Origin of the sequence: Caldimonas sp. (assembly GCF_046291045.1) — a bacterium.
Lineage (GTDB): Bacteria > Pseudomonadota > Gammaproteobacteria > Burkholderiales > Burkholderiaceae_C > Caldimonas.
Genome location: NZ_JBKBSL010000038.1, coordinates 1 through 26,324 on the forward strand (window position 1 = coordinate 1; position 26,324 = coordinate 26,324).

Here is a 26,324-nt window from a genome sequence, read left to right on the forward strand (position 1 = left end):
CATACCTACGTCGTGCACGGGGAACCCGACGCAGCCGATGCCTTGCGCACCCGGATCAAAGAGGAACTGGGCTGGCGTGTGAGCGTGCCCGATCATCTGGCCCGCATCGAGCTGGACTGACGCGGTCGTGGACACGCCCCGGCGGCCTTCGCCAGGGCTGCGGCCTGCTCATCGGGCTGGAGCGCGAGCGCCGCAAGGATCAGGGCACGGCACGCCAGCCCGCAGGAATCATGATCGCAACGGCAACGCCGCACCGATGGCCATGAACACCCCGCCACAGGCCTTGTTGAACGCCCGCCCGACTCGGGCCAACCAGCCACTGATGCGATGGGCCACGCTGGCGATGAAGACCTCGGTGACGAACTCGATGGCCGCGAAGGTGCCGGCCATCACGACGAACTGCAGCGCCAGGCTGCGCTGCGGGTCGATGAACTGGGGCAGGAAGGCCGCGAAGAACAGGATGCCCTTGGGGTTGGTCATGGCCGACAGGGCGCCCTGGCGGAACAGCGAGGCGTTGCTGCGACCCTCGGCGCGGGCCGTCGGCTCCAGGCCGATCGGTGGCGAACGCCACACCTGTACGCCCAACCACACCAGGTAGGCGCCGCCCACCCACTTGAGCACCGTGAGCCAGACGATCGAGGTCTGCAGCAGCGCGCCGATGCCGAAGAGCGACAGCGCAATGATCACCACGAAGCCGAGCGAACCGCCCGCCACCGTGTACAGCGTGCGCCGCCGGCCGTAGAGCGCGCCATGGGTGAGCGCCAGCAGCCCGTTGGGGCCTGGCGAGAGCGACAGCCCGAGGGCCGCCAGGGTGTAGAGGAGCCAGACGTGGAAATCCATGACGTCGCCTTGCGCAATCGAGGCTGCAGGATACGACAGGTTCCAGGGACGCGCCGCTTCGGCGCAACTTCAGGCATAATGCCGTTTGTGCGCTGCAGCAACGCAGCGCTTCGTTCATCCCCTCTGACCTTTTCAGGCGTGGCGCCCCCGGGCGCCCCCGGGCTGCAAGCCCGGTGTCTTGAGTCCCGGTTGGCGGCGATGCCGTCGCAATCCACCGACTCGAGGCCTGTGACCTGCGTGTTCCATGCAGGTTCTGCCCCCTGACCTGCGACATTTCCCAAGAACGCCCGGCGTCGGTGCCAGCGTTGTGCCTGCCTTTGCCGTGGCCTGAAGGCCACCGGGGCGGCTTTGCCTTGAAAAGACTGACATGACTTTCGAATCCCTGGGCCTGAACCCGGCCTTGCAAAAAGCACTCACCGAAGCCGGCTACACCGAGCCCACCGACGTGCAGGCCCGTGCCATTCCCGCTGCGCTGGAAGGCCGCGACCTGATGGTGTCCTCGTCCACCGGCAGCGGCAAGACGGCGGCCTTCGTGCTGCCAGCGCTGGAAGGCATCCTGGCCGCGCGCGGCGACAACACGAAACGGCGTGAAAAGGGCAAGGTCCACGGCCCGCGCGTGGTCGTGCTGGCCCCGACCCGCGAGCTGGCCATGCAGGTCTCCAAGGCCTGCGTGACCTACGGCCGCCATGTGCAGGGTCTGCGCGTGGCCACCATCGTGGGCGGCGTGCCCTATGCCGCGCAGCTCAAGGCCCTGCGCGGCCCGCTGGACATCCTGATCGCCACCCCGGGCCGCCTGCTCGACCACCTGGGCACCGGCGCGGCCGTGCTCGAGAACGTGCAGATGCTGGTGCTGGATGAAGCCGACCGCATGCTGGACATGGGCTTCATCGACGACATCCGCGCCATCGCCGAGACCATCTCGTCCGACCGCCAGACGCTGATGTTCAGCGCCACCTTCGCCGGCCATGTGGGCGGCCTGGCGCAGCAACTCACCCGCGAGCCGCAGCGCATCGACGTGGCCTCGCACACCGACACCCACGCCCACATCGAGCAGCGTCTGCACTGGGCCGACAGCCTGAGCCACAAGAACGCCCTGCTCGACCACATCCTGACCACCCGCGAGCTGGACCAGGCCGTGGTGTTCACCAGCACCCAACGGGATGCCGACCTCCTGGCTGACCGTCTGGGCGAGCTAGGCCACGCCGTGGCCGCGCTGCACGGGGGCATGCCGCAGGGCCGCCGCAACCGCGTGCTGCAGGGTCTGCGCCAGCGCCAGCTGCGCGTGCTGGTGGCTACCGACGTGGCCGCCCGCGGCATCGATGTGCCCACCATCACGCACGTGATCAACTACGGCCTGCCGATGAAGGCCGAGGACTACGTGCATCGCATCGGCCGCACCGGCCGCGCCGGCCGCGACGGCCTGGCCATCACGCTGGCCGAGCGCCGCGACACCGGCATGATCCGCCGCATCGAGCGCTTCACCACGCAGCGCATCGAGGCCGCCACCATCACCGGCCTGGAGCCCAAGGCGCCGCCGCCGGTGGAACGCAAGAAGCCCGGCATGGGCAAGGCCGGCTTCAAGCCGCGCGGTGACCGCCGCGGTGATTTCGCCCCGCGTGACGTCGCGCCGCGCGAGCGTGCCCCCTTCGAGGGCCGCCACGGTCGTGACGATGGCGGCCGCGGCTACCAGGGCGAGCACCGTGGCTACAGCGAAGGCCGCGGCGGTTTTGCCGACAAGCCTTCATTCGGCGACCGCAAGCCGTTTGGTGAAGCCCGTGGCTTTGGTGACAAGAAGCCCTGGGGCGAGAAGAAGGCCTGGGGCGACAAGCCCGCCTCCGGCGGCAAACCCTTCGCGGGCAAGCCGGCCGGTGGCAAGCCCTTTGGCCCCAAGCCGCAGGGTGCGAAGCCCTTTGGCGGCAAGCCTTTCGGTACCAAGCCCCAGGGGGGCAAGCCCTTCGGCAAGCGTCGCGATTACTGATTGAACAGCGGGTGGCGCATGGCTTCGTCCATGCGCAGCACCGGGCTCACACAACAGTCGGCCGCCTCGAAGGCGGCCGTCCATTCGGCCTGGCTGCGCGTGGCGAACACCGCGGCCACGGCCTCGCGCAAGGCCATCGCGTCCTCGCCGCCCACGGCCTGGCCCAGCGACCAGTGGCGATCGCCCCACTCGGGGTGGCCCAGCACCTCGCAGGCCGCACGCCAGAACTTCAGCTCCAAGGCCCCCACCGCCATCCAGCGGCCATCGCGGGTGCGATAGACGTTGTAGCAGGGCACCCCGCCGGTGAGCAGGTCGCGCCCCGGCATCGGCGCTCGGCCCGTGGCTTCCACGGCCAGCCGCGCCAGCAGGTTGTGCTCATGCACCACATGCGTCATCGACACATCCACATGCCGGCCCCGGCCGGTGCGCTGTGCCGCCAGCAGCGCGGCCAGCAGGCCCGAGACGGCCGCCTGGGTGCCTCCGAACAAGTCGGCAATCTGGAAGTTCGGAATGGCGAGTTCACCCTCGCGCGTGGCGATCTGATCGAGCACGCCGGCATAGCCGATGTAGTTGAGGTCGTGCCCCGCCTTGTGCGCAAACGGCCCGGTCTGGCCATACCCGCTGATCGAGCCCATCACCAGGCGCGGGTTGACATCACGCAGCACCGACCAGCCCACCCCCAGCTTGTCCATCACGCCCGGACGGAAGCCTTCGACCAGCACGTCGGCGTCGCGCACCAGGGCCAGCAGTTCTTCGCGGCCGGCCGGCAGCCTCAGGTCGATGCGATGCAGGCGTTTGCCCTCGTTGAGCCGGCGGAAGAAGAGGCTGGGCCGGCCCTGGGCCACATCCTCGGCCGATCGCATCATCGTACGGGCTTCGTCGCCCGCCCCTGGCGCTTCGATCTTGAGCACGTCGGCGCCCAGGCGGCGCAGGTGCAGCGTGGCGAAGGGGCCGGGCAGCAGCCGGGTGAGGTCGAGCACCCGCACGCCGGCCAACGGTGCATCGTCGAAGACCTGGCTCATTCGAAGCGGCCCTCGCGCAGCCACTTGGTGGCCACCCACTTTTCGCCCGCCAGCACCGGCGCCCCGCCGTGCAGAGTCTGGGTGGATGGGTGCGGCAGCGCATAGCTGAAGAACACCGCACTGCCCTTGACCGGGTTGACCGAAAGCTTCACGTCGGGGAAGGTGGTGGCGCCGCCGCCGCCGGGCGTGTTGAGGTACATCACCAGCGTGCCCACGCGCTGGCCGCCACGCTTGAGGATGGTGGGCGTGCCGGGCTGGGCCGGGTCGAAGTAGTCGTAGTGGGGCTTGTACTCGGCACCGGGGCGGTAGCGCAGCACCTGCAGGCCTTCGCCGTTCTCGACCGGCCAGTTCAGCAGCCTCGCGATGCGCCGCTCGATGCGCTCACACAGCGGGAACTCACCACGCTGGAAGAACATGCCGTCACTGGTGCGCGCCGCGTTGACTTCGCTGGTGCCGGTGTCGGTCTTGACCGTCAGCGAACGTTCCAGTCGGCTGGCCGCCAGGGCCATGAGCTCCTCACACTCCTGCGCGCTGAGGAAGTTGGCGAACACGACCACTCGGGGGTTTTGCATGCTCATGACGACCTGCACCTGTGCGTCGCCGAGGTCGATCACCGTGGGATCGCCCTGCAGCGAGGGCTCGGGTACCGGCTTGTCATACAGCGCGGCCGTGCCTCGCTCGTAGACGGCCTGCGGGTCGATGCCTCGCTCGCGCAGGAAGGTCTCGAGGGTCTGCTCCAGCGCCTTCAAGGCCACGTCTTCCTGCCAGCCGCTGGCCATCATCGACTGGAGCACCGCCTCCGGCCCGTGGCCGGCCGCGACCTGCTCGGTGATCCACTGGCGAAGTTCGGCGGTGATGGTCTGGCTCATGGCGCCCCCTGGGGCCCGCCCTCGCAGCGACGGTGCGGGTGAGTGCTCGTTTGGTCCATGCACCCGATTGTGCTACGGGGCCGAGCGCCGCCGGAAGACCAGCCGGTCGCGCCCGGAGGCCGCCGCGTCATAGGCATATCCCTCTCGGTCGAAGCCCTGCAGCTGCTCGGGCTGCATTGCACGGGTCTCGATGGCGTAGCGGGCCATCAGGCCGCGGGCACGCTTGGCGTGGAAGCTGATGATCTTCCAGGCGCCGGATTTCCAGTCCTCGAACACGCACTGCACCACGCGTGCCTTGAGGGTCTTGAGGTCGACCGCCTTGAAATACTCTTCCGAGGCCAGATTGACCACCACCGGCGAGGCGTCGGCCTTCAGGCGTTCGTTCAGGTGATCGGCGATGCGCGTGCCCCAGAAGGCGTACAGATCCTTGCCGCGCGAGTTGACCAATCGGGTGCCCATCTCCAGCCGGTAGGGCTGCATGCGGTCCAGCGGGCGCAGCACGCCATACAGGCCGCTCAAGATGACGAGGTGCTGTTGTGCCCAGTCGAGCTGTGCGGGCTTGAGCGTGCGGGCCTGCAGGCCCTCGTAGACATCACCATCGAAGGCCAGCACGGCTTGTTTGGAATTGGCCGCCGTGAAGCGCGTAGACCAGGCGGCATAGCGGCCCACGTTGAGCGCGGCCAACGCATCGCTGATCGACATCAGCTTGGCAATCTCGGCCGGTGTCTTGCGGCGCAACAGGTCGATCAACTCGGCGGCCTCGTCCACGAAGATCGGTCGGGAGTGCGAGGTCACATGGGGCGTGGTCTCGTAGTCGAGCGACTTGGCAGGCGACAGCAGGAACAGCATCGGGGGCAGGCAGCAGGCATTAAAGTGCAAAAGATTACCAGCCCATTGCGAGCCGGCATGTCCGTCCAGAGCCCCCCTGCCCCCTCGTTGCAGCCCCGTGACTGCCCCTGCGGCAGCGGGCAGACCTATGCAGCCTGCTGCGGCCGCTGGTATGGCGGCCCAGCACACCTGGGCGCGCCCGATGCCCTGACCTTGATGCGGTCTCGCTACACCGCGTACGTGCTGGGGCTGCACGACTATCTGCTGGCCACCTGGCACCCCAGCACCCGCCCCGCCGCGCTGGACCCCGACCCGCCGGGGCTGCGGTGGCTGGGTCTGGAGGTGAAGCGTCATTGGCGCGACGACGACACCCACGCGCGCGTGGAGTTCGTGGCCCGCTGCAAACGGGGCGGCCGCGCCCAGCGCCTGCACGAGATCAGCCGCTTCGTGTACGAGCAGGGTCGCTGGTACTACGTGGACGGCGACATGGTCTGATCGACGTCATGGGCTGGCGATTCACCTGTGTGCGCGGCGAGGCGCTGGGCCTGCCGCAGCTCGAGCGAGACGGTAAAGACACTGCCCCGCCCCGGCTGGCTGTCCACACTCACCGAGCCTCCCATCAGCGAGACCAGCTCGCGCACGATCGCCAAGCCCAGCCCCGTGCCGCCCGGCCCGGCGCCGGGGGCCTGGGCAAAGCGCTCGAAGAGCCGTTCGCGCACGGCCGGGTCCACGCCCGGGCCAGTGTCACTGACATGCAGCACCAGACGACTGAGCTGCGGTCCGCACGGCAGCGGCGGCTCCAAGACGAGTGTCACCGAGCCCTCGGCGGTGAACTTGATCGCGTTGGACAACAGATTCGCCAGCACCTGGCGCATGCGCAGGGGATCGAGCATCATCGGCTCGGCCCAGGCGTGCTCGCCTTGCAGGCGCAACGCCAGGCCCTTGGCCTGCGCGGCGGGCCGGAACTCCTCGATCAATTCGCGCACGAGGTCGGACGGCACCACGGGACTCTCGTGCAGCGTGATCTTGTGGGCTTCTAGCTTGGCGGCATCGAGCAAGTTGTTGAGCAGCTGCACCAGCCGATCGGCCGAACGGCTCATCGCTTCGACCAATTGCGCCGCCTTGGGGCTGAGCGGCTCGCCACGCAGCAAGGCCAGACCGCCGGCGAGGCCTGCCAAGGGCGTGCGCACCTCGTGGCTCATCTCGGCCAGGAAGTCGGCCTTGGCGGCCGTGGCCGCGCGGGCGGCGTCGCGCTCGGCCTGCAGCTGGCGCTCCACCGCTTGCCGGGCCTGAACATGCGCTTGCAGCCGGCGGTTGAACATCAGGCTCACGGCCAGTCCCATCACGACGACCACCAGCAACGGCCCCCCCACCCCCAGCACCTGCGACCAGCTCAGCCCGGCGCGGAACTCGGTGCGCAACCAGGTGTTGGCCAGTGCCGCGCGCTCGTTCTCGGGCACCGCATCGAGCCCCAACCGCAAGGCCTCGGCCAACTCGGGCCAGTCCTTGCGCACGGCAAAGTACAGCTCACTGGGCCGCCCCTCGACCGTACCGGACACCTGAAGCTGACCCAGGAAGCGGCGCTTGATCAGCGCGGCGGCCACCTCGAGGTTGGTGATCATCGCGTCGGCCTGGCCCTGCGCCACCGTCTGCATCGCCGTCTCGACGGTCTCGACCTCCAGCAAACGCACGGCCGGAGCCTCACGCTGGATCGCTGGGATCAGGTAGTGCGCCCGGTCGATCGCCAGCGTGCGGCCGGCCAGCGAGGCCACGCTGGGCCAGCCGCCGTCGAGCCGGCTGACCAGCACCGAGGGGGCGGAGTAGTAGGGCCCGACGAAATTCGCGAACTCCAGTCGCGCACTGGTGCGCACGGCCGAGAGCATCACATCCAGCCGCCGCTCACGCAAGCCATTGAGGCCCTGCTCGAAGGTGCGCTGTGGCTCCAGGCGGTAACGCAGTCCCGCCGCATCGGCCGCGCGCCGGAAGAGCTCGATCGCAAACCCCGCGGGCTCGCCGTCCTCGCCCAGGGCATTGATGGGACCGAAGCCCTGGTCGAAGCCCACGCGCAGATCGCCCCGGGCCGCCAAAGCGCGGCGCAGTGCGGGGTCGATGGCCGGCGCTTGCTGCGGCGCCAGCGCCAGATACCGCGGCTGCCAGGCCGCCAAGAGCCGATCGACCCAGGCCGGGTCGATGCTGCGCAAGGCCATGTTCAGGGCCTCATGCAAGGCCGCCGCTCGTCGCGGGACGGCCAAATGCAGCTGCCCGAGATCCAGGTTCGCTTGGCGCAGTACTTGAAGATTGCCGATGCGCTCGGCCTCGATCACCTGGTGGGCGGGCAGCAGCGCGCCGAGGTACACCTCGGCGCGCTGTTCGGCCACGGCCCGCAAGGCCGCGCGCGTGTCTTCGACTTCAACCAGTCCGACGTTCGGAAAGCGCGTCAGCAGGTACTCGTGGGCGGCATAGCCGCGCTCGACCGCCACGCGGCGGCCGCCGAGGTCGTGGCTTTCCGAGAAGTCCGTGGTGCCGCGCTGTCCGATGTAGGCCATCGGCAGGCGCAGGTAGGCATCGGTGAAGAGCAGCTCGGCCTCGCGTTGCGTCGAACGCGCCATGGACGGCAGCAGGTCGATCTCACCAGCCCGCGCGGCCGCCAGCACCGAGGGGAAATCGGCGAAGGACTGCACCCGCACCGGCAGTTGCAGCATCGCCGCAAGCACATGGACGAGCTCGCCGGAGACGCCGGTATAGCGGCCCTCGGCGTCGATCCAGTCGATGGGCCGCCAGTCTCGCACCACCCCCACCCGCAGCACCGGGTGCTCACGCTTCCATGCCTGGAACGATGGCGGCAGCGGCAAGGGGGTGGGCACCACGGGCTCGGGCAGCGCCCGCGTCTGCGCTGGGGCCTGCACAGCCGGCAGAAAGATCAGCCAGGCCCAAATCCACAGCAGTCGGCGCCACCACCGGCCGCCCCACGATAGAGGCAGCGCCCGGTGGCGAACCTGGTCGTCCAACGCGCTGAGCGTGCGGCCGTGCATGCGGCTTCCCCTGTCCGTCGTGGTCGCGGTCCGCAAGGCGGTGCCGGGCCGGTCCGCGTGGGGCCGATTGTGCCGTCCCGACGCGGGCCAACCAAGGCGCCCGCCGCGGCCGGCGCAGCCCGCCCCGAAGGCCCCGAGGACTTTGTCACGGATCGGCACAATCTGGTGCATGCCCACGCTGCCCGCCTCACCGCCCCTGCTGCACCTGGATCGGCACCTGGTGGCCATGAACAAGCCCGCGGGGCTGCTCGTGCACCGCTCGGCCCTGGCCAGCGGCGACACGCAATTCGCCCTGCAGTGGCTGCGCGACCACCTGGGACAGGCAGTCTACCCGGTGCACCGCTTGGATCGCGGCACATCCGGCGTGCTGCTGATGGCGCTGGACCCGGACACCGCCCGCGCCCTGGCCCGGCAGTTCGAGGCTCACGCGGTGCACAAGACCTACCTCGCGCTGGTGCGCGGCTGGCCCGCGGAGCATGGCGAGGTGGACCATCCGCTGCGCCGCCTCGACGACGGCGAAGCACGCGCCGACCGAGGGCGATCCACCGATGCGCAGCCGGCCCTCACGCGCTATCGGCGCTTGGCCCGGCTGGAATGCGAAAGCCCCCTGCCGCCACACCCCACGGCGCGCTACGCCCTGATGGCCGTGGAGCCGCGCACCGGACGCCAGCACCAGATCCGCCGTCACTTCAAGCACCTCAGCCACCCGCTGATCGGCGACGCCACCTACGGCAAGGGCGGTCACAACCGCTGGTGGGCCGCCCGCCTGGGGGTGGCGCGGCTGTGGCTGCATGCGGCCCGCCTGGCCCTCACCCACCCGGCCAGCGGCGAGCCACTGGAGCTGCGTGCCCCTGCCGGACCGCCCTGGCAGGCCCTGCTGGCCCAGCCCGGCTGGCAAGTCGAGCAGCCTCACGAGCTGCACGGGCTCCTGGGACTCTAGGGCGCGCCCGCGCTGCGCAGATCCTCGCGCAGCGCCGCGAGGGTCTCGGAGGCAATGCCGGTCTCCTCGGTGTAGTTCGGATGGTCGCACCCCAGCCGCACCGGCGCACCCGCCAGCACGGCATCGCGCATCGCCGGGGTGAACTCGAAACGCACGAAATGCACCGAGGAGGTCTTGTCGGCGCGCTCGCGATCGAGATCCTCGTCGGCGATCGCGTAGACCCGTGGGTGGTCGCTCACCTGCACGTAAACCCGGTCCTCCACCCCGATGAGCCGGCCCAGCGCCAGCCGGCGCTGCTCCACATCGGGGTACTCCAGCATCATCGTGGCCTTCCAGTTGCTGCCGTCTGGCACCAGCGGCGCATAAGCCTCCAGCTCGCCCTGGATGCCCTCTTCCTCGAAGATTTTCTCGATGCGCAGCATCTCCTGGATCTGATAGCGGATCGTCGTCTCGTCCTCGAACTGGAAGGTCATGTGCTCGCCCAGGTGCACGGTGCGCCGCCGGCGGTGCGGGATGACCTGGGCCTTCATCTCCTTGCGTACCCGGGCGTAGGCTTCCAGGGTGAGCAGGCTGTCGCGGGTGATCTTCGGGGTGTGCGTCATGCGGGCCTCACGTCACAGTCCATAAGCGGTGCGCACCAGGCTCAGGGGGTGCTTCAGCTCGGGCACGGGCAACTGCTGCCGTTGCATGCCCTGGGCAATGTGGTGTCCGGCCAGGGCACAGTCAGAGCTGATCACGTCCGGGCCGCGGCCGTCGCCGTCGGTCTTGCCCATCGCCTTGAACACTGGCCGGCCGATCTTCATCGCCACCTCGTGATAAGGCTTCTTCACGCCATACGTACCCGCGTGGCCCGAGCAGCGCTCTACGGTGTTGAGCTGCACGTCGACCTTGGTGCCAATGAGCTTGAGCATCTCCTCGGTCTTGCGACCGATGTTCTGCACCCGGCCGTGGCATGGTATGTGGTAGCTCACCCGTCCCAGCGCCTGGCGGAAGTCGGTCTTGAGCAGTCCATCCCTGTGGCGCGCCATCAGATACTCGAAAGGATCCCACATCGCCTCCTTCACGCGCTGCACATCGGAGTCGTCGGGAAAGAGCAGGGGCAGTTCCTGCTTGAACATCAAGGTGCACGAGGGAATGACGCTGAGGATGGCAAAGCCCTCTTTCGCATAACGCGCCAGCACGGGCACATTGGCCTGCTTGTGGCGCTCCACCGCGTCGAGATCGCCCAGTTCGAACTTGGGCATGCCGCAGCACTTCTCCTTCTCGACGAGGACGTAGGGGATCTCGTTGTGCTCGAGCACCTTGAGCAGGTCGTGACCGATGCCCGGCTCGTTGTAGTTCACATAGCAGGTGGAGAAGATCGCCACCTTGCCCGGCGTGCGCTCGCCGTCCTTCACAGGATGGTCGCCGCTGCCCGAGGCGCTCCAGCGAAAGCGTCTGGCGGCCAGCTCGGGCATCCAGGCCTCACGATGCACCCCGAGGGCGGCTTCCATGGCGCGGCGCACAGGCGCCGTGCGGTTCAGGGCATTGACGGCCTGCACGACGATGGGAATGCCGGCGAACTGACCATGCACGTCGGTGGACGCGAGGAAGCGATCACGCGCGGGCACCTCGCCTTTGCGGAACTTGATCGCCTTGGCTCGCAGCATGGTGTGCGGGAAGTCCAGGTTCCATTCATGCGGCGGCACGTAAGGGCACTTGGTCATGTAGCACAAGTCGCACAGGTAGCACTGATCGACGACCTTCCAGTAGTCCTCCTTTTTCACGCCATCCACCTCGCCGGTGGTCCCCTCGTCGACCAGGTCGAACAGCGTGGGGAACGACTGACACAGACTCACGCAGCGGCGGCAGCCATGGCAAATGTCGAAAATGCGCTCCAACTCCTTGAAGCAGGCTTGCTCGTCGTAGAACGCTGGGTTCTTCCAATCCACCGCGTGGCGGGTGGGCGCTTCAAGATTGCCCTCTCTCGGACCGCTCATGCTCGATGTCTCCTGTGGCTGCGGCCCTCGGCATGGCCCGGGGCCTCTTCTTGGCTGGCAGGAATCAAAACGGCGCCGGCCCCTCAAACGCCCGGGCCGGCGTGCGTCGCCGGCAGGCAGCCGGGCGTGATCGGTCGGGGCCAGGGATCGCCCCGCGCACACAGACGCCCGGCTCGCGCGCGGCCCAACGCAAGGCCTCAGTCGACCAAGGCGTCCAGGGCCTTCTGGTAGCGGTTGGCGTGCGAGCGCTCGGCCTTGGCCAAGGTCTCGAACCAGTCGGCGATCTCGTCGAAGCCTTCCTCGCGGGCCGTCTTGGCCATGCCCGGATACATGTCGGTGTACTCGTGCGTCTCGCCGGCCACCGCGGCCTTCAGGTTGTCGCGCGTCGAGCCGATCGGCAGCCCCGTGGCCGGGTCGCCCGAGCCATGCTCCAGGAACTCCAGGTGGCCGTGGGCATGCCCCGTCTCCCCTTCGGCGGTGGAGCGAAACAGCGCGGCCACATCGTTTTGCCCTTCCACATCGGCCTTGTTCGCGAAATACAGGTAGCGGCGGTTGGCCTGGGACTCACCGGCGAATGCGTCCTTCAGGTTCTGCTCCGTCTTCGAGCCTTTCAGTTGCATGTTCATCTCCTGTCGTGGGTCATGTCGTGGGCGGTGCGCGCCGGCAACGGCACGCGCAATGACGCTACGCCCACCCAGCGGGACTTGTCCAATAGGCACCGGCTATGCGAGGCATAGTCAGGGCGAACCCTGAGCCTGCATCCGGCCGCCGCCCTGAGCGCGCCAGCCGCTCAATCGGTAGAGGGTGAGGCGGTGTCAGCCCAAACCAAGCAGACCCAACGCAAGCCCGTGCAGGCGCTGGCCCGGCTGGGCCAGCGTCTCCACGACGTTCAGGTGATGCGTGCCGGCGATGGCCTCGCACACCGGCACCGCCTGATCGCCCCAACGCTCGCGGATCAGCCGGTTCTGGCGCAAGAACTCCTCGCTCTCCTGAGCTCCCACGGTGGCCAGCAGCGGGCCGGCCGGCGGCGGGAATCTCGCCGGGCTGAGCCGCGCCACATCCTTCGGTGTCAGGCGCAGGTCCGCCTGCAAGAAGGGCGTATGACGGATCGGCTCCAAGTCGAACACCCCCGAGATCGACAGGCCGGCCTTCACCAAGTCGGCCGGCAGGTCGGCTGCCACCTGCGGCCAGCGGCACGACACCATCATCGCCGCCAGATGACCGCCGGCGGAGTGGCCGGCCACCACGATGCGGTCCGGGTCGCCGCCATGGGCAGCCACGTGGCGCCAAGTCCACGCCAGCGCGCGCACCATCTGCAGCGTGATCGTCTCGATGGTCACTGCGGGGCACAAGGCATAGTTCGGCACCACCACACACGCGCCGGCTTCCACGAAGGCCGGCGCCACGAAGGAATGGTCGGCCTTGTCCAGCGAGCGCCACCACCCGCCATGGATGAACACCAGCACCGGGGCGCCGGGTCGGCGGGCCGGGAAGACATCGAGCGTCTCGGCCGCACCGGCCCCGTAAGCCACATCCAGCGCCGGCGAGAACCGCTCGCGCGCACGCGCCGAGTCCTGTGCCCAACGGGCGAAGATCTGCGCATGCTCGGGAATGCGGGCGCGATTGTTGTACTGCGCATCGAGCCACTGCGGGTCGTAGACGGAGGCCATGCACATGCTCCTTGCAAGGACTTGGTGGAGGAACCGGCGTCTTTCTATACTGATCGGTTCACTCGCACCAGAGGAACTGCCGCCATGAACATCACCGTGCTGGGCATCGGCATGATGGGTCTGCCCATGGCCCAGCGGCTGCGCGAGGCCGGCCTGGCCGTCACCGCCTGGAACCGCACCGTCGAGAAGGCCATGCGCCTGGCCGCGCACGGCGCCCGCGTGGCCCACACCGCGGCCCAGGCCGTGCGCGACGCCGACGTCGTTATCACCATGCTTGAAAACGGTGATGCCGTGGAGGCCGTGCTCTTCGGCCAGGGCGTGGCCCAGGTGCTCAAGCCCGGCACCCTGGTCATCGACATGAGCTCGATCAAACCCGCGCAGGCCCGGGACCACGCCCGCCGGCTGGCCGAGCGCGGCTGCGCCCACCTCGATGCGCCCGTCTCCGGCGGCACTGTGGGCGCCGAGGCCGGCACGCTGGCCATCATGGTGGGGGGCGAGGCCGCCGACTTCACGCGGGCGCAGCCTGTGTTTGCCCCGCTCGGGCGGGCCACCCATGTGGGCCCCCACGGCGCCGGGCAACTCGCCAAGCTGGCCAACCAGATGATCGTGGGCATCACCATCGGCGCGGTGAGCGAGGCCCTTTTACTGGCCGCCAGGGGCGGCGCCGACATGGCCCAGGTGCGCGAAGCCATCCGGGGCGGCTTCGCCGAAAGCCGCATCCTCGAAGTGCACGGCCAGCGCATGGTGGAACGCGACTTCGCCAAACGTGCCGCGATGAGCGTGCAGCTCAAAGACTTGCACAATGCCCTGGACACCGCCGACGCCCTGGGCTTCCAGGCCCCCATCACCAAACTGTTCGCCGAGCTGTATGCCGACGCCGTGGACCACGGCCTGTCCGAATACGACCACTCGGCCCTGTTCGTCGAACTCGCGCGCCGCAACGGCATGAAATGATCTGCTAGAATGAAAGGCTCTATGGGCCGATAGCTCAGCTGGGAGAGCGCTGCGTTCGCAATGCAGAGGTCGGGAGTTCGATCCTCCTTCGGTCCACCACCCTTCCACGCCCAACCGGCTCCGGTTGGGCGTTTTGCTTCGGACGTCGCGCTACACCCCGTGGACTTCGTCGCACTGCGCGTCAGCGGCGCGGCCGGGGCCGGAGGACCGCGAGCCGGCTGGTTCAACATTCGGCCCTCCTTCGCCTAGCCTCCTCCTCTCGCGACCGATCCCGGGACCGCATCACTCCACACCTGCACCGCCCGTCCGGTCGTCCACCGGTACACGCCGCTCCAGCAGACCCGGCCCACCCCCTCTCCTTGCCCCCTCCCCCTGCTCGCGCCGAGGCACCGCCGGCAGGTGCAATGCCTGCTTACAAAAATCTCTTGAAATGTGCATGCTGCACATTTATGCTTGTTTCCGCGAGACTTCTCCGGGCTGCGCCCGGTTCGTTGATCCCCTCTTAGGAGACTTCCATGCCCATTACTCCTTCCAAGCGCTGGCTGCCCTCGCTGGGCAGCGCCCTGGTGGCCGTCTCGGCCCTGCTGACTGCCTGCGGTGGCGGCGGCTCGGGCCCGGAGGCGGCGGCCACGTCCTACACCCAAGGCCAGATCACCGGCTACGGCTCCATCGTCGTCAATGGCGTGCGCTTTGACGACCGAAGCGCCGTCGTGCTGGACGACGACGACCGCGAGGGGCGTCGCGACGACCTGAAGATCGGCATGTGGGTGGAGATCGAGGGCGACGACGTCGACCGCGATCGTGGCGTGGGCCGCGCACTGCGGGTGCGCTGGGCCAATGAGTTCGTCGGCCCGGTGAGCTCGGTGGACGTCGGCGGCAGCACTTTCGTGCTGTTTGGCCAGACGATCGAAGTCCGGCCACAGACCCAGTTCGAGGATCTGCCGCAAGGGCTGGCCAGCCTGGCCCAGGGCGATGTCGTGGAGGTGCACGGCTACTTCAATGCCGCCACCGGCCGCTACGTGGCCACCCGCGTCGAGGCCGAAGACGACGCCGAGCTCTACAAGCTGCGCGGCATCGTCAGCGATCTGGACACCACCGAGCGTACCTTCCGGCTGGGCACCGAGATCATTCATTACGGTGAGGTCTCGGACCTGCCCACCCAGCTCGCCAACGGCCTGCGCGTGCGCGTGAAGCTGCGCACCACGAAGAATGCGGCCGACCAGTGGGTGGCCGTGAGCGTCAAGCATGGGGTGCGCCGTCCTTCGCTGGACCGGGTGGAGTCCGAGATCGAAGGCGTGGTGGACACCTGCACCTCGAACACCTCCTTCAGCGTCAGCGGCATCTCCGTCGATGCCAGCACGGCCGTCTTCCGCGATGGATTCGTCACCTGCGGCGACGAGGTGGAGGTCAAAGGCCGGATCGAAGCCGGCGTGATGCAGGCCGCGGTGGTCAAGAAGGAGGACGGTGACGACGATGACGAGCGCCATGAGTTGCACGGCACGGTTGTCTCGGTGGATGCTGCCGCGGAAACCTTCGTGTTGCGCCACGAGGTGCACGGCACCATCACTGTGTCTTACGACCACCTCCTGCGCTTCGAGGATGGCACGCTGGCCGATCTGATCCCCGGGGCCAAGGTCGAGGTGCGTGGCCGCTTCGTGCTTGGCGGCGTGCTGCAGGCCGTGCGCGTGGAGTTCGAAGACTGACGGCGCGTCGCGGTGGCAGACCGCGCACAGCCCGCAGGGCGGGGCGTCGAAAGGGCGCCTCGCCCATTTGCCGCAGAATCTGGGCTGCCCCCGTGCCACCATGACCCACGACCCGCCCCCGCCCGACTCCCCAGCGCCCGAGCAGCAGACCTTGCTGGAGGCGTTGTCGGCCGTGCTGGAGCCCCTGGCGAGGCTGGCGGTGGCGCGGGGGGTGCCCTACTCCGCCTTCGAGGATCTGGCCAAGTCGGCCTTCGTGCGAGCCGCCCATGCCGCCCACCCGGATTTGCCGGAACATCGGCGTGTCAGCCGCATCAGCACAACCACCGGCCTGTCGCGCCGGGAGGTCACCCGCATCGTCCACGCCCCCGAACGACCGACCCCGCCCCGCTCACACGCCAGCGAGGTGTTCGCCCGCTGGATGACCGACCCCAACTATCGGGACGGGCGCGGCCGGCCGCTGGCTCTGCCGCGTCAGGGCGACGCGCCCAGCTTCGAAACGCTGGCCCATTCGGTCACCCGGGACGTGCATCCGCGCAGCCTGCTCGAGGAACTGGTGCGGCTGGGCATGGCGACGGTGGACGAAGCCCGCGACACCGTGCGCCTGAGCCATGAGGCCTTCGTGCCCCGTGGCGACACCGACCGGATGCTGCGCTTCCTGGGCGACAACGTGGGCGACCATCTCTCGGGGGCGGTGGCCAACCTGCTGGGCAGCGGCTCGCAGCATTTCGAGCAGGCCCTGTTTGCCGACGGGCTGTCGGACGCCTCGATGCCGGCGTTTCGTGAACTGGTCAAGACGCAATGGCAGATGCTGCGCCAGGCCGTGGTGCCCGCCCTGCAGGCCCTGATCGATGCCGACCGCGAGGCTGGCCGCACAGGCGATCACCGCGTGCGCATCGGCCTGTACACCTATGACGCGGTCCAGACGCCCGCGGCGTCGCCTCCCCCCGAAACACCCAAGCGAGCGCGCGGCCGTCCGCGCAAGCGCACGGAGGAACCATGACATCCACGACTCATAAGACCGGCGCCTGTGTCTCACGCTGGTGGCAAGGCGCGGCGGCGTTGCTGGGCCTGCTGATGCTGCTCAGTTCGTGCGGAGGCGGCGGCGTAGGGGAAGGCGGCACGGGCTCCTTCGCCTCGGGGCCGATCTCGGGCTTCGGCTCGGTGCACGTCGGCGGGATCCGCTTCGACGACAGCCGCATCGCCTCGGTGGCCGTGGAGGATGAGCCCACCTCGGTGCCGCGCTCGGCCTTGCGGCCGGGGATGGTGGTCGCCATCGAGGCCGGCGAGATCCGCACCGATGCCGCCGGCGTGAGACGCGCGACGGCACAGCGCATCGTGCTGGCGGGATCCCTGCGCGGTCCCGTGACCGACGTGCAGTGGCCGACGAAACAACTGCGCGTGCTGGGGTTGCCAGTGCGCTTCAATGCGGCGACAGTGTTCGACGATCGGCTGCGCGAGCAGATCCGCGAGTCGGGCCGAATCCTCGACCAGGTCGTGGAGGTCTGGGGCTATGTCGACCGCTCCGGTGTCGTGCCGCAGTTCGTTGCCACCCACATGGCATCGGCGGTTGGGGCCTCCACGTACAAGGCCCGCGGCTTCGTGCGCGAGGTGGACGACGAGCTCGTGCGGCTCGGCGATCAGTGGTTCGACTTCTCCGGCGTGAGCGGCCTGCCCGCGGTGGGCGACTTCGTGTGGCTGCGCGTGCAGCCCGGCAGCGGAGATCCGGCATGGCAGGTGCAGGCCTGGGCCACCATCGACCGCTCGGACTTCACCGAGGGCCACCGGCTGAAGATCGAGGGCACGGTGACGGCGCTGGCCGATGAGCGCCACTTCCGCGTCGACGGCATCCCGATCGTGGCCGAGCAGGCGGTCGCCGGGTTGGCCGAGGGCCGCTACGTCGAGGTCGAGGGCACCTGGCAGGCCGGTGCTCTGCGCGCCACCGAGATCGACCTCAAGACGGACGACGAGCTCGAAGAACGCCTCAGCGAATGGGAAGGCACGGTCTCCGAAGTCGATACCGTGCTGCGCCGCTTCACGCTGACCACCGACGGTGGCCAGAGCGTGGCCGTGCGCTACGACGACGCCACCGTGTTCGACGGTGGCAGCGCCGCCAACCTCACCCCCGGCGCGCGCCTGGAGGTCAATGGGGTGCTACGCGACGGCGTCCTGCTGGCCCGGGAGATCGAGTTCGACGACTGAGGCCCCCCGGGGCCCAGGGCTGCGGCCGGTGCGGGGCTCAGCCCTGCACCAGTTCGCGGTAGTAGTTGGGCAGCGCAAACAGCGCGCGGTGCACGTCGCCGTTGTAGTAGCGCAGCCCGGCGATCCCGCGGCGGGCCAGGCGGTGCTCCACCTCGGCGGGATCCAGCGCCGCCGGATCCAGCGTGTCGGAGGCGCAGGCCATGCCCCAGTAGGTGCCGTACAGGGGCACGTACAGGCCAAATGGCCGCACGATGGCGAACACGCTTCGCAGCGAGGCGGTGAGCTGGCGCACACGCTCGGGCGTGAAGATCGGCGAGCTGATGTGCAGCGTGATGGCCCCGCCCGGCCGCAACAACTGTTTGACCCGCGCGAAGAACTCTCGGGTGTAAAGCGGCTGGGCGGGGGTGTCGGGGTCGGTGAGGTCGAGCACGACGAGATCGAAGCGCTCGCCGTCGGCCCGCGCAGCCTGTTCGGCCACGAAGGCCGCCCCATCACCGATGCGCAGCACCAGCCGCGGATCGTCCAACGCCCCCTGGTGAATGGAGGGCAGGTGCTTGCGCGCCATGTCCACCACGTCGCCGTCCAGCTCGGCCAGCACCAGCCGCTCCACGCTGGGGTGCTTGAACATCTCCTCGGCCGAGCCACCATCGCCCCCGCCCACCACCAGCACCGATCGGGGCTGCTCGTGCGCGATGGCCGCCACATGCACCATGGGCTCGTGATAGAAAAACTCATCGCGCTCGGAGGTCATGTAGCGACCGTCCAAGCGCAGCAGGCGGCCCCACTGCGGCGTCTCGAACACCTCGAGCTGCTGATACTGGGTACGCATCGTTTCCAGCCGGCGCGACACCTGGAAACCGAACGCACTGTGATCGTTGAGCCACTCCAGCAACAGCTCGTCCGAGTGCGTTTGCGGGTCTTTAGAGCCTCTCAGGATGCGGTTGGTGATGCATTGCGCTGGAGCGAAAGTGGCCATCAAGTCGTTGAGCAAACGCTCGGCCTTCGAGGAGTTGTCGGTCGAGAAATTGCACACGTACACATCCAGCGTCACGCCGGCGCGCTCGGGCCACGTGTGCACGGCCAAGTGCGACTCGGCCAACAGCACGGCCCCGGTCACGCCCCCCGGCTGGCCTTGCCATTCGGGGAAGGTGTGGTACTTCTCATCGACGAGCGTGAGCCCGCTCGCCTGCACGGCATGTCGGCACATATCCGCCAGCGCCGCAGCATCGATCATCAGCGCCGTCTCGCACTGGCATCCATACAGATCGGCGGTAAGGTGCAATCCCTGCATACGACCCCCTTGTCCTCGGCTTCCTTGCCCCAAGCGGTCGTCGTGCGGGCTCGCACTCACTCGGGGCCCCGGAAAGGTGGCGGTGCCCTTGCGGCACCAAAAAACCAAAGATTTTAGTCGATGCAGGGCAAGCGATGCCTCAGGGGCACCGCCCCAGCATCCGCTCCGCCTTGCCCCACGTCGCGGAATCGACCCTGCGCTGTGCCATGCACGCGGTCGGTCTGGCTGCGGGCCCACCATGGCTGTGCGGCGCGAGCCCGACGCATCTGCTTGCCACAGGCACATCGTGTTGCAATCTGCCGGACCGATGGCGCTACGCTGGGAGGTTCGCGCTCTCTTTCTGTGACTTCACCTTTTCCCCACCCCTATGCTGGGACGCCCCAAACCCGTCGTCTTCGACCCTTACGGCCGACGCCGCTCGCGGCGCTTTCCTCCTTGGCTTGGATGGCTGCTCACTGGCGTCGCGCTGGGTGTGGCCGGTGTGCTCTACGTACAGGCCGAACACCTGCCGCCGCGCCTGAGCGCCAGCCAGTCACAGGCCCTACGCCAAGCTCACGACACCGCCGAGGCCGAACGCCGGCGCCTGAGCGCCGAGCTGGCCCAGACCACCCAACGCCTACAGGCAGCCGAGGCCGAGCGGCAGAAGCTCGCGCTGGATCTCGCCGCGGCGCAGGACACCGTGGTCCGCCAGCGCGAAGACCTGCTGGCCCTGGCCGAGACCCTGCCCCCCGACCCGCGGGGCGGCACGGTGGCCGTGCGCGCCGCCCGCTTCAGTGCCGCGCCGGGGCGCCTGGCCTACGATCTCGTGCTCACGCGCGACGGCGGCAGCCGCCCACTGAGCGCCACACTGCAGTTCGTGGTGGCCGGCGTGGATGCGCGGGGCATGGAAGCGCGGCACAGTCTGGAGGCCCTGCCGGTGGCCCTGAACCGCGTGGAAAGCCTGCGCGGGCAAGTGCCTCTGCCCGAAGGCTTCACCGCCCGCCAGGCCACGGTGCGTGTCACCGACCGCAGCGGCGCCGAGCTGCTGGGCCTGCGCGTGCTCAACGTGCGCTGACCCCGCGTGCGGGCGCTCACACCGGTGCCGGCGTGCGGATCAGATGGTCGAAAGCACTCAGCGCCGCCTTCGCACCCTCGCCCGCGGCAATGATGATCTGCTTATACGGCACCGTGGTCGCGTCGCCGGCGGCGAAGATGCCCTCGGCGCTGGTGTGGCAGCGCTCATCGATGATGATCTCGCCGTGGCGAGACAGCTCGACGCCCGAGCCCCGCAGGAACTCCGTGTTGGGCACCAGGCCGATCTGCACGAACACACCCGCCAGCTCCAGGTGATGCTCGGCCCCGCTCACGCGGTCCTTGAAAGTCAGGCCGTTCACCTTCTGGCCGTCACCGGTGATCTCGGTGGTCTGCGCGTTGGTGTGGATCGTCACGTTGGGCAGGCTCTTGAGCTTGTCCACCAGCACCGCGTCGGCCTTGAGCTGGTCGGCAAACTCGATCAGCGTGACATGCTGCACCACACCGGCCAGGTCAATGGCCGCCTCGACGCCGGAGTTGCCGCCACCGATCACCGCCACCTTCTTACCCTTGAACAGCGGGCCGTCGCAGTGCGGGCAATAAGCCACCCCCTTGGTCTTGTACTGCGCCTCACCCGGCACATTCACATTGCGCCAGCGCGCCCCGGGGGCCAGGATGACGGTGCGGCTCTTCAACTCGGCGCCGTTGGCCAGACGCACCGTGACCCAACCGCCCTTGGCGGCCGCCGGCTGCACCGACTCCACCCGCTGCAGACTCATCACGTCCACGTCATAGGCCCGCACGTGCTGCTCCAGCGCAGCGGCAAACTTCGGGCCCTCGGTGTAGGGCACGGAAATGAAGTTTTCGATGCCCAGGGTGTCCATCGTCTGGCCCCCGAAGCGCTCGGCCACCAGGCCCGTGCGGATGCCTTTGCGCGCGGCATACACCGCCGCGGCCGCACCGGCCGGGCCGCCGCCGACGATCAACACGTCGAACGGTGCCTTGTCCGACAACTTGGCCGCCTCACGCGCAGCAGCGCCGGTGTCGATCTTCGCCAGGATCTCGCCCAGCTCCATGCGGCCCGAAGCGAACACCTGCCCATTGAGGAACACCAGCGGCACGGCCAGAATCTGGCGGTCCTCGACCTCCTGCTGAAACAGCCCGCCATCGATCGCCACGTGGCGGATGCGCGGGTTGAGCACGGCCATCAGGTTCAGGGCCTGCACCACATCCGGGCAGTTGTGGCAGGTCAGGCTCATCCAGGTCTCGAAGACCAGATCGGTTTCGGGCTTCAGTGCGCGGATCTGCTCGACCAGCTCGGCCTCGATCTTGGGCGGATGGCCCCCGGCCTGCAGCAACGCCAGCACCAGCGAGGTGAACTCATGGCCCATCGGGATGGCGGCAAAGCGCACGCCCATGTCCTCACCCGCACGAGTGATCTGGAAGGCCGGACGGCGCGTGTCCTGCCCGTCCAGCCTCAGGCGGATCTTGTCCGACAGGCCGGCGATCTCTTCCAGCAGCTCTCGCATCTCGCCAGACTCGGGGCGGTCGTCCAGCGAGGCGATCAGTTCGATCGGATACTGCAAGCGCTCGAGATAGGCTTTGAGCTGGGCTTGGAGGTTGGCGTCGAGCATGGCGGCTTCCTTCTGCGTGCGTGTCCGGTGGAGTACGGACGTGGTCGTTCCGACCCCGTCGACAGCGCCGTGCACGCAGCGCGGCAGCGGCGCTCTCAGCGGGGCCCGTCGTCGTGGTCGGGGCGGGCCCGGGCGGGCTCGCAGCCCACCCGCAAAACATCCCGGGCCGGCACCGCGCCGGCCGCGAGCATCAGCATGAAAAACCGGTCAGATCTTGCCAACCAGGTCCAGCGAAGGCGTCAGCGTCTTGGCGCCCTCGTTCCACTTGGCCGGACACACCTGGCCCGGGTTCTTGGCCACGTACTGGGCCGCCTTCAGCTTGCGCAGGGTCTCCTTGACGTCACGCGCGATGGCGTTGTCATGGATCTCGGCGGTCTTGATCACACCTTCGGGGTTGATGATGAAGGTGCCGCGCAGGGCCAGGCCTTCCTCTTCGATGTGCACGCCAAAGGCGCGGGTCAGCGTGTGGGTGGGGTCGCCCACCAGCGGGAACTTGGCCTTGCCCACGGCAGGGCTCGTCTCGTGCCACACCTTGTGCGAGAAATGCGTATCGGTCGTGACGATGTAGACCTCGGTCTCCAGCTTCTGGAACTCGGCGTAGTGCTCGGCGGCGTCCTCCACCTCGGTGGGGCAGTTGAACGTGAAAGCGGCCGGCATGAAGATCAGCACCGACCACTTGCCCTTCAGCGACTGCTCGGTGACCTCGATGAACTTGCCGTTGTGGAAGGCTTGAGCTTTGAAAGGCTGGACTTGGGTGTTGATCAGAGACATAGATGCTCCTTGAAAGTCATGACATCAAGAGGGGCCCTTCCAGGGCAGCGGCCCCGACAAGGGATAACCCGTATCTTAGTTGCATCGCAACATTGTCGGGATTTACTCATTCAATCATTCACATTGAGACAGACTATGGTCTGAGCGCTTCGCGGGCTGCCACACCGCCCACGCCGGTCGCAGGGCCTACCCGTGCACACGACTACGCCCAAGTGCCCCTGCTACTGCGGCGGGGCAGGTCATGACAGCATCACAGCCACCCGTTTCAGTCTCGCGGCGGCGCCTGATCGGAGACTCACTGCCGACTTGGGTACCTTGAAGTGCTTGGCCACCAAGGCTATGAGCTCAGCGTTGGCCTTGCCATCCACTGGCGGCGCTTTCAGCGTGGCCGCGAACGCCCCGTCGCTCAACAACTGCAACGAGCTGTCACGACTGCCCGGCTTGACTTTGACCTGAATCACGATCGTGGTCATTGCAGCACGATAATGTCGTCGGCCGCATTGTCGGAGGTCACCACCGACTGCCCACCGACCACGGCGGGGATCAGCCACGGCACCCAATGCGCCGGTCGTTCATTCAAAACCACCGTCGATGAAAGAGAGGGGAACGACACTTTCTGCACAACACGGCTTTGATAAAACGTTCCATCTCCCCCGGACGTCCTGAGAATCCAGATCGACCTAGAGATACCCGTGCCCGTCACCGTGAAATCGAGCACCACGCCTTCATTCGGGATGGGAGGCACCACCAGTGGCGTCACAGCGCTGAAATTGTTATCTCCAGGATTGATGAACACCCGGGTGGGGGCATCTTCCCACTCATGCCCCCCGATCAACAAATCAAGCCTCCCGTCTTCGTTCACATCGATCAGCTCTACAGTAAAATAGTTGCCTCCTTGCACCATACTGGACAACCGACTCATCGACTCCCGCGTGAAATGTCCTGTCCCATCGTTCAATAACACATACGCGCGCATGGGATCTTTGTTGTCGACCACAACCACATCGGGAAGGCCATCATTGTTCAAATCGGCTGCCGTCGCTGCATGGAAAAAGCCAACATCCTCTGACGCATCACTTACGGCGTAGCCGCCTCCCGGAAGGCTTAGTACGACCTTATTTCTTTCGCCGGGAAACGGATGCGCGTCGTATCCATGACATGCCACGAAGATATCAGGACGGCCATCGGCATTGAAATCTGCGACAACAGCCTTGCGGGGATGGATACAGCCATCGGCATTCGGAAGAATTTCCGTGTTGAGAATGAAACTTCCGTCTGACTGCCGCTCATAAAACTCAAACCGACTTGGCGTTGCATCTGACGGTGAATTATTCACACTATAGGTCAACACGGCCCTAAAATAACCAAGACTCCCATCGCCAAAAAAATTTCCATACGCGCGCACAGTGTTATCACCCGAGGGAAGAGTTTGGGGCAAGAGACCGATTGCCTTGTAGTTCGAATAAGAATTTTCTGCAGCCGTCGCCGCTGGTGGCGGCGGCTCTGAGGAAGATCCACCACCTCCACAGCCCCACAATACCAAAGTGAAAGCACCAGCAAACACATAGGCCATGCGTCCCACCAACAATCCCAAAGGCTGTTGAGCAATCTCCATTCCCATAATTTCAAACCCCATCTTCTCACATGGAGCACAAGGATCGCAATCAATGCAAGCAAAGGCACAAATAATATGAACCGCAAAATCCTCTCGATTTCACATCCCAATTTCACTGAGATTGCAGAACACCCGTCTGCCTCTCTTGATTCTTGGCACCTTTAGGTACACCAACATCCCCTGACTCTAATTCCCTGAGACGCATCTTCAAGTCTCTCAATTCATCCTGAGCATACTTCAATTGCAAGGCGTGATTGGCGATAGCTTGTTGATAAGCTTGCTGAGCTTGGTTTTGCATTTGTTGACACCTCATCACAGCCCGCTGCTTTATTCTCTCATGGCAGCTATCGATAGCAGCCTGATTCACCCCACTGGGAGTAAGCCCCGCACCAATGCACGACATCAGTTCACTTGTTTGAGGCTCCTCCGAGCAGTATACTTTTTGCGGCTGCGGCAACGACGAACGCAAGGCTGCTATCTTCTCTTCAGCTTTTGCCATTTGCTTGCGAATGCGACCTATTTGCTCCTCCCTCAGCTTTCTTTCATCCTCGATTCTTTTTTTCGATTCAGCATTTTGAATAAGCTCCGCGAGACGCTTTTTAATAGACTGATGATTACCAGACAGTGGCAAATTCTGCTCCTCCAATTGGGAGTAGACTTTATCGATCTCTTGGCAGGCCATCAGATCACCCGACTCGCATTTAGCAATAAACGACGCAACAATCCTCTGCGCAGCACCTAGCTTTCTACGCTTGTATTCGTCACCCTGGCTTACACCAGAATCAACACTTGCAGCCAACACCCATTTGCAGGCGGCAATATTATCGCCACGACACATATTTGTGGCCAATGGAGAAAATCTGCTAGCAAGCTCACCGACCTCATCTATAGGAGCCGCGATAAAATCTATACAATGCGGCGAACTACCCTTCTCGCATTGTTTGAACAGATTGCTATACAGCCTGACATTTAGATCCTTTCGGTCTCTCGTGCATAGAGCTGATGAAGCTATTGCTGACTTGCAGACTTTGTCAGCCGCTTTCTTGGCTTCCTGCAGCGCCTCAAGCTCATGCTGAAGATCAGACTGATAAGTCGAGTACTTGATTGCCAAGCCAAATAAGACCTGACACGATTGAATATGCTGCCTTGCAAAACAGGGTTCTCGAATGAGCTCTAGAGCCCCGCTATATGCCTCGAATCGCTGGCTCTTAGTTTCAGCAAACTCAGTAAGTTCCGCAAGACGAGCTCTGTGTTCATCCCGCGGCTCAATTGCAACCAACTTTCTGAATAAAGATCGAGCATTTTCTTTATCTGAATCCACCCCATCGCCCTGTGCGTACATATTTCCGGCACGCAAGCAAGATTGTGCATGATGATGGTTCAGGCATAGATCTTTATAGACATGCGCCGCGCCACTCTTATTTCCAGATGCGTACAAATTGTTTCCTTCTACATGCTTGGCTTCTATGGCTCGACGCATTTTCGTTTGCTCGTCTGCCATAAAATTAGGCACATTAGCAACGGTTCCACAGCCTGCAGATATTAAAATGATGGCCACAGCCATTGCAGCCTTGATTGAGCCAGATTCAAAAACGCCATTAATCAAGAAGGGTTGAGGCATGTCAATCTCCTCTTGGTTTACAATGATGTTTCAAAACCGAAGGCAGTTAGTCGGCCCTGAAAAATTCATTTCAAGCCCGAGAGAGCTTGCTTACGGCGAGGGCCAGTCGGCTGGCCAGTGCAGTGGAATGGGTTGATCGGACACCAGCAGCCCGAAGATGGCTGACCATCACAGCTGCCAGCCAAGAGCACCCTTGTTCGTGGGCCTGTTGCAGGCACAAAACCGTCAGCAAGAAGGTCACCCCCTTCTTTGCGATCATACGGAGCAGCCACTTGATGTTGTAGCCCACCGCACACAGCACCGCGTGCAGCCTGTCACTGGTTTCCCCTTGGGGCGACAGCGGTCCATGCGGTGGTCGCGTAAGCTA

General features: G+C 66.2%; 24 protein-coding genes and 1 tRNA gene. 10 read left to right on the top strand and 15 right to left on the bottom strand.

Translation table 11 applies throughout. From position 1 onward, the window contains the following. The first annotated feature begins 12 nt into the window (after nt 1–12). Entirely contained in the window at nt 13–120 is a 108-nt protein-coding gene (locus ACK4ZD_RS12730; protein WP_409662725.1) for an MBL fold metallo-hydrolase RNA specificity domain-containing protein, read from the top strand. Nucleotides 121–228: 108 nt separating this feature from the next. Here the strand turns inward: ACK4ZD_RS12730 and ACK4ZD_RS12735 are convergent, their stop codons facing one another. After that, nucleotides 229–840 carry a LysE family translocator gene (locus tag ACK4ZD_RS12735; RefSeq protein ID WP_409662664.1) on the bottom strand — a complete coding sequence of 204 codons (612 nt, stop codon included), beginning with the start codon at nt 838–840 and terminating at the stop codon, nt 229–231. A 367-nt stretch (nt 841–1,207) separates the two neighbouring features. Here ACK4ZD_RS12735 and ACK4ZD_RS12740 point away from each other — a divergent pair, with 367 nt between their 5' ends. Continuing rightward, the gene (locus tag ACK4ZD_RS12740; protein ID WP_409662667.1) at nt 1,208–2,818 is read left to right on the top strand and encodes a DEAD/DEAH box helicase; all 1,611 of its coding nucleotides are present in this window, start codon (nt 1,208–1,210) and stop codon (nt 2,816–2,818) included. Here ACK4ZD_RS12740 and ACK4ZD_RS12745 read toward each other — a convergent pair. The 3 genes from ACK4ZD_RS12745 to yaaA form a co-directional block, all read right to left on the bottom strand. Continuing rightward, a complete protein-coding gene (locus ACK4ZD_RS12745; protein WP_409662670.1) occupies nt 2,812–3,840 on the bottom strand; it encodes a CaiB/BaiF CoA transferase family protein in 1,029 nt (342 codons plus the stop codon). The genes ACK4ZD_RS12740 and ACK4ZD_RS12745 overlap by 7 nt on opposite strands. Beyond that, the gene (locus ACK4ZD_RS12750; protein ID WP_409662673.1) at nt 3,837–4,709 is read right to left on the bottom strand and encodes a 2OG-Fe(II) oxygenase; all 873 of its coding nucleotides are present in this window, start codon (nt 4,707–4,709) and stop codon (nt 3,837–3,839) included. The genes ACK4ZD_RS12745 and ACK4ZD_RS12750 overlap by 4 nt, the downstream gene beginning before the upstream one ends. A gap of 72 nt (nt 4,710–4,781) precedes the next feature. Next, a complete protein-coding gene (gene yaaA, locus ACK4ZD_RS12755; RefSeq protein WP_409662676.1) occupies nt 4,782–5,558 on the bottom strand; it encodes a peroxide stress protein YaaA in 777 nt (258 codons plus the stop codon). Nucleotides 5,559–5,615: 57 nt separating this feature from the next. On the opposite strand from yaaA, the gene ACK4ZD_RS12760 reads away from it, so the two are divergent. Further along, nucleotides 5,616–6,032 carry a YchJ family protein gene (locus tag ACK4ZD_RS12760; protein WP_409662679.1) on the top strand — a complete coding sequence of 139 codons (417 nt, stop codon included), beginning with the start codon at nt 5,616–5,618 and terminating at the stop codon, nt 6,030–6,032. On the opposite strand, the gene ACK4ZD_RS12765 is transcribed toward ACK4ZD_RS12760, so the two are convergent. After that, nucleotides 6,008–8,569 (bottom strand): transporter substrate-binding domain-containing protein, encoded by a 2,562-nt coding sequence (locus tag ACK4ZD_RS12765; protein ID WP_409662682.1) that lies wholly within the window; start codon nt 8,567–8,569, stop codon nt 6,008–6,010. The two genes, ACK4ZD_RS12760 and ACK4ZD_RS12765, sit on opposite strands and share 25 nt — an antisense overlap. Nucleotides 8,570–8,738: 169 nt before the next feature. Between ACK4ZD_RS12765 and ACK4ZD_RS12770 the strand changes: the two genes are divergently transcribed. Continuing rightward, nucleotides 8,739–9,509 carry a pseudouridine synthase gene (locus tag ACK4ZD_RS12770; RefSeq protein WP_409662684.1) on the top strand — a complete coding sequence of 257 codons (771 nt, stop codon included), beginning with the start codon at nt 8,739–8,741 and terminating at the stop codon, nt 9,507–9,509. On the opposite strand, the gene ACK4ZD_RS12775 is transcribed toward ACK4ZD_RS12770, so the two are convergent. The 4 genes from ACK4ZD_RS12775 to ACK4ZD_RS12790 all read right to left on the bottom strand — a co-directional run bounded on the left by ACK4ZD_RS12775 (nt 9,506) and on the right by ACK4ZD_RS12790 (nt 13,158). Next, the gene (locus tag ACK4ZD_RS12775) at nt 9,506–10,111 is read right to left on the bottom strand and encodes a DUF3501 family protein (RefSeq protein ID WP_409662687.1); all 606 of its coding nucleotides are present in this window, start codon (nt 10,109–10,111) and stop codon (nt 9,506–9,508) included. The two genes, ACK4ZD_RS12770 and ACK4ZD_RS12775, sit on opposite strands and share 4 nt — an antisense overlap. 12 nt (nt 10,112–10,123) lie before the next feature. Beyond that, nucleotides 10,124–11,488, bottom strand: a complete 1,365-nt coding sequence (locus ACK4ZD_RS12780; protein WP_409662689.1) for a (Fe-S)-binding protein — start codon at nt 11,486–11,488, stop codon at nt 10,124–10,126. 197 nt (nt 11,489–11,685) lie between these two features. Next, on the bottom strand, nt 11,686–12,108 hold the full coding sequence (locus ACK4ZD_RS12785) for a rubrerythrin family protein (protein ID WP_409662692.1): 423 nt from the start codon (nt 12,106–12,108) through the stop codon (nt 11,686–11,688). Nucleotides 12,109–12,303: 195 nt separating this feature from the next. Beyond that, nucleotides 12,304–13,158 (bottom strand): alpha/beta hydrolase, encoded by an 855-nt coding sequence (locus tag ACK4ZD_RS12790; RefSeq protein ID WP_409662694.1) that lies wholly within the window; start codon nt 13,156–13,158, stop codon nt 12,304–12,306. On the opposite strand from ACK4ZD_RS12790, the gene ACK4ZD_RS12795 reads away from it, so the two are divergent. From ACK4ZD_RS12795 to ACK4ZD_RS12815, 5 genes are all read left to right on the top strand, one after another. After that, on the top strand, nt 13,090–14,112 hold the full coding sequence (locus ACK4ZD_RS12795; RefSeq protein ID WP_409662697.1) for an NAD(P)-dependent oxidoreductase: 1,023 nt from the start codon (nt 13,090–13,092) through the stop codon (nt 14,110–14,112). The genes ACK4ZD_RS12790 and ACK4ZD_RS12795 overlap by 69 nt on opposite strands. Nucleotides 14,113–14,135: 23 nt before the next feature. Beyond that, nucleotides 14,136–14,211: transfer RNA gene (locus tag ACK4ZD_RS12800), tRNA-Ala, on the top strand. 416 nt (nt 14,212–14,627) lie between these two features. After that, nucleotides 14,628–15,815 (top strand): DUF5666 domain-containing protein, encoded by a 1,188-nt coding sequence (locus tag ACK4ZD_RS12805; RefSeq protein WP_409662700.1) that lies wholly within the window; start codon nt 14,628–14,630, stop codon nt 15,813–15,815. A 100-nt stretch (nt 15,816–15,915) separates the two neighbouring features. Then, nucleotides 15,916–16,815 (top strand): DUF6502 family protein, encoded by a 900-nt coding sequence (locus ACK4ZD_RS12810; protein WP_409662703.1) that lies wholly within the window; start codon nt 15,916–15,918, stop codon nt 16,813–16,815. After that, nucleotides 16,812–18,014 carry a DUF5666 domain-containing protein gene (locus ACK4ZD_RS12815; protein ID WP_409662705.1) on the top strand — a complete coding sequence of 401 codons (1,203 nt, stop codon included), beginning with the start codon at nt 16,812–16,814 and terminating at the stop codon, nt 18,012–18,014. Before ACK4ZD_RS12810 ends, ACK4ZD_RS12815 begins: the two co-directional genes overlap by 4 nt. Before the next feature lie 37 nt (nt 18,015–18,051). Here ACK4ZD_RS12815 and speE read toward each other — a convergent pair whose 3' ends face one another. Next, the gene (gene speE, locus ACK4ZD_RS12820) at nt 18,052–19,305 is read right to left on the bottom strand and encodes a polyamine aminopropyltransferase (RefSeq protein WP_409662708.1); all 1,254 of its coding nucleotides are present in this window, start codon (nt 19,303–19,305) and stop codon (nt 18,052–18,054) included. 367 nt (nt 19,306–19,672) lie between these two features. Between speE and ACK4ZD_RS12825 the strand changes: the two genes are divergently transcribed. Further along, entirely contained in the window at nt 19,673–20,359 is a 687-nt protein-coding gene (locus ACK4ZD_RS12825; RefSeq protein WP_409662711.1) for a hypothetical protein, read from the top strand. Nucleotides 20,360–20,375: 16 nt separating this feature from the next. Here the strand turns inward: ACK4ZD_RS12825 and ahpF are convergent, their stop codons facing one another. The 5 genes from ahpF to ACK4ZD_RS12850 form a co-directional block, all read right to left on the bottom strand. Continuing rightward, a complete protein-coding gene (ahpF, locus tag ACK4ZD_RS12830; RefSeq protein WP_409662713.1) occupies nt 20,376–21,950 on the bottom strand; it encodes an alkyl hydroperoxide reductase subunit F in 1,575 nt (524 codons plus the stop codon). A gap of 207 nt (nt 21,951–22,157) precedes the next feature. After that, nucleotides 22,158–22,721, bottom strand: a complete 564-nt coding sequence (ahpC, locus tag ACK4ZD_RS12835; RefSeq protein ID WP_409662715.1) for an alkyl hydroperoxide reductase subunit C — start codon at nt 22,719–22,721, stop codon at nt 22,158–22,160. Nucleotides 22,722–22,960: 239 nt separating this feature from the next. Continuing rightward, entirely contained in the window at nt 22,961–23,194 is a 234-nt protein-coding gene (locus ACK4ZD_RS12840; protein ID WP_409662718.1) for a DUF167 domain-containing protein, read from the bottom strand. Next, the gene (locus ACK4ZD_RS12845; protein WP_409662720.1) at nt 23,191–24,357 is read right to left on the bottom strand and encodes an FG-GAP repeat domain-containing protein; all 1,167 of its coding nucleotides are present in this window, start codon (nt 24,355–24,357) and stop codon (nt 23,191–23,193) included. Before ACK4ZD_RS12845 ends, ACK4ZD_RS12840 begins: the two co-directional genes overlap by 4 nt. A gap of 91 nt (nt 24,358–24,448) precedes the next feature. Then, nucleotides 24,449–25,957, bottom strand: coding sequence for a hypothetical protein (locus ACK4ZD_RS12850; RefSeq protein WP_409662723.1), 1,509 nt, complete (start codon nt 25,955–25,957; stop codon nt 24,449–24,451). Nucleotides 25,958–26,324: the final 367 nt, after the last annotated feature.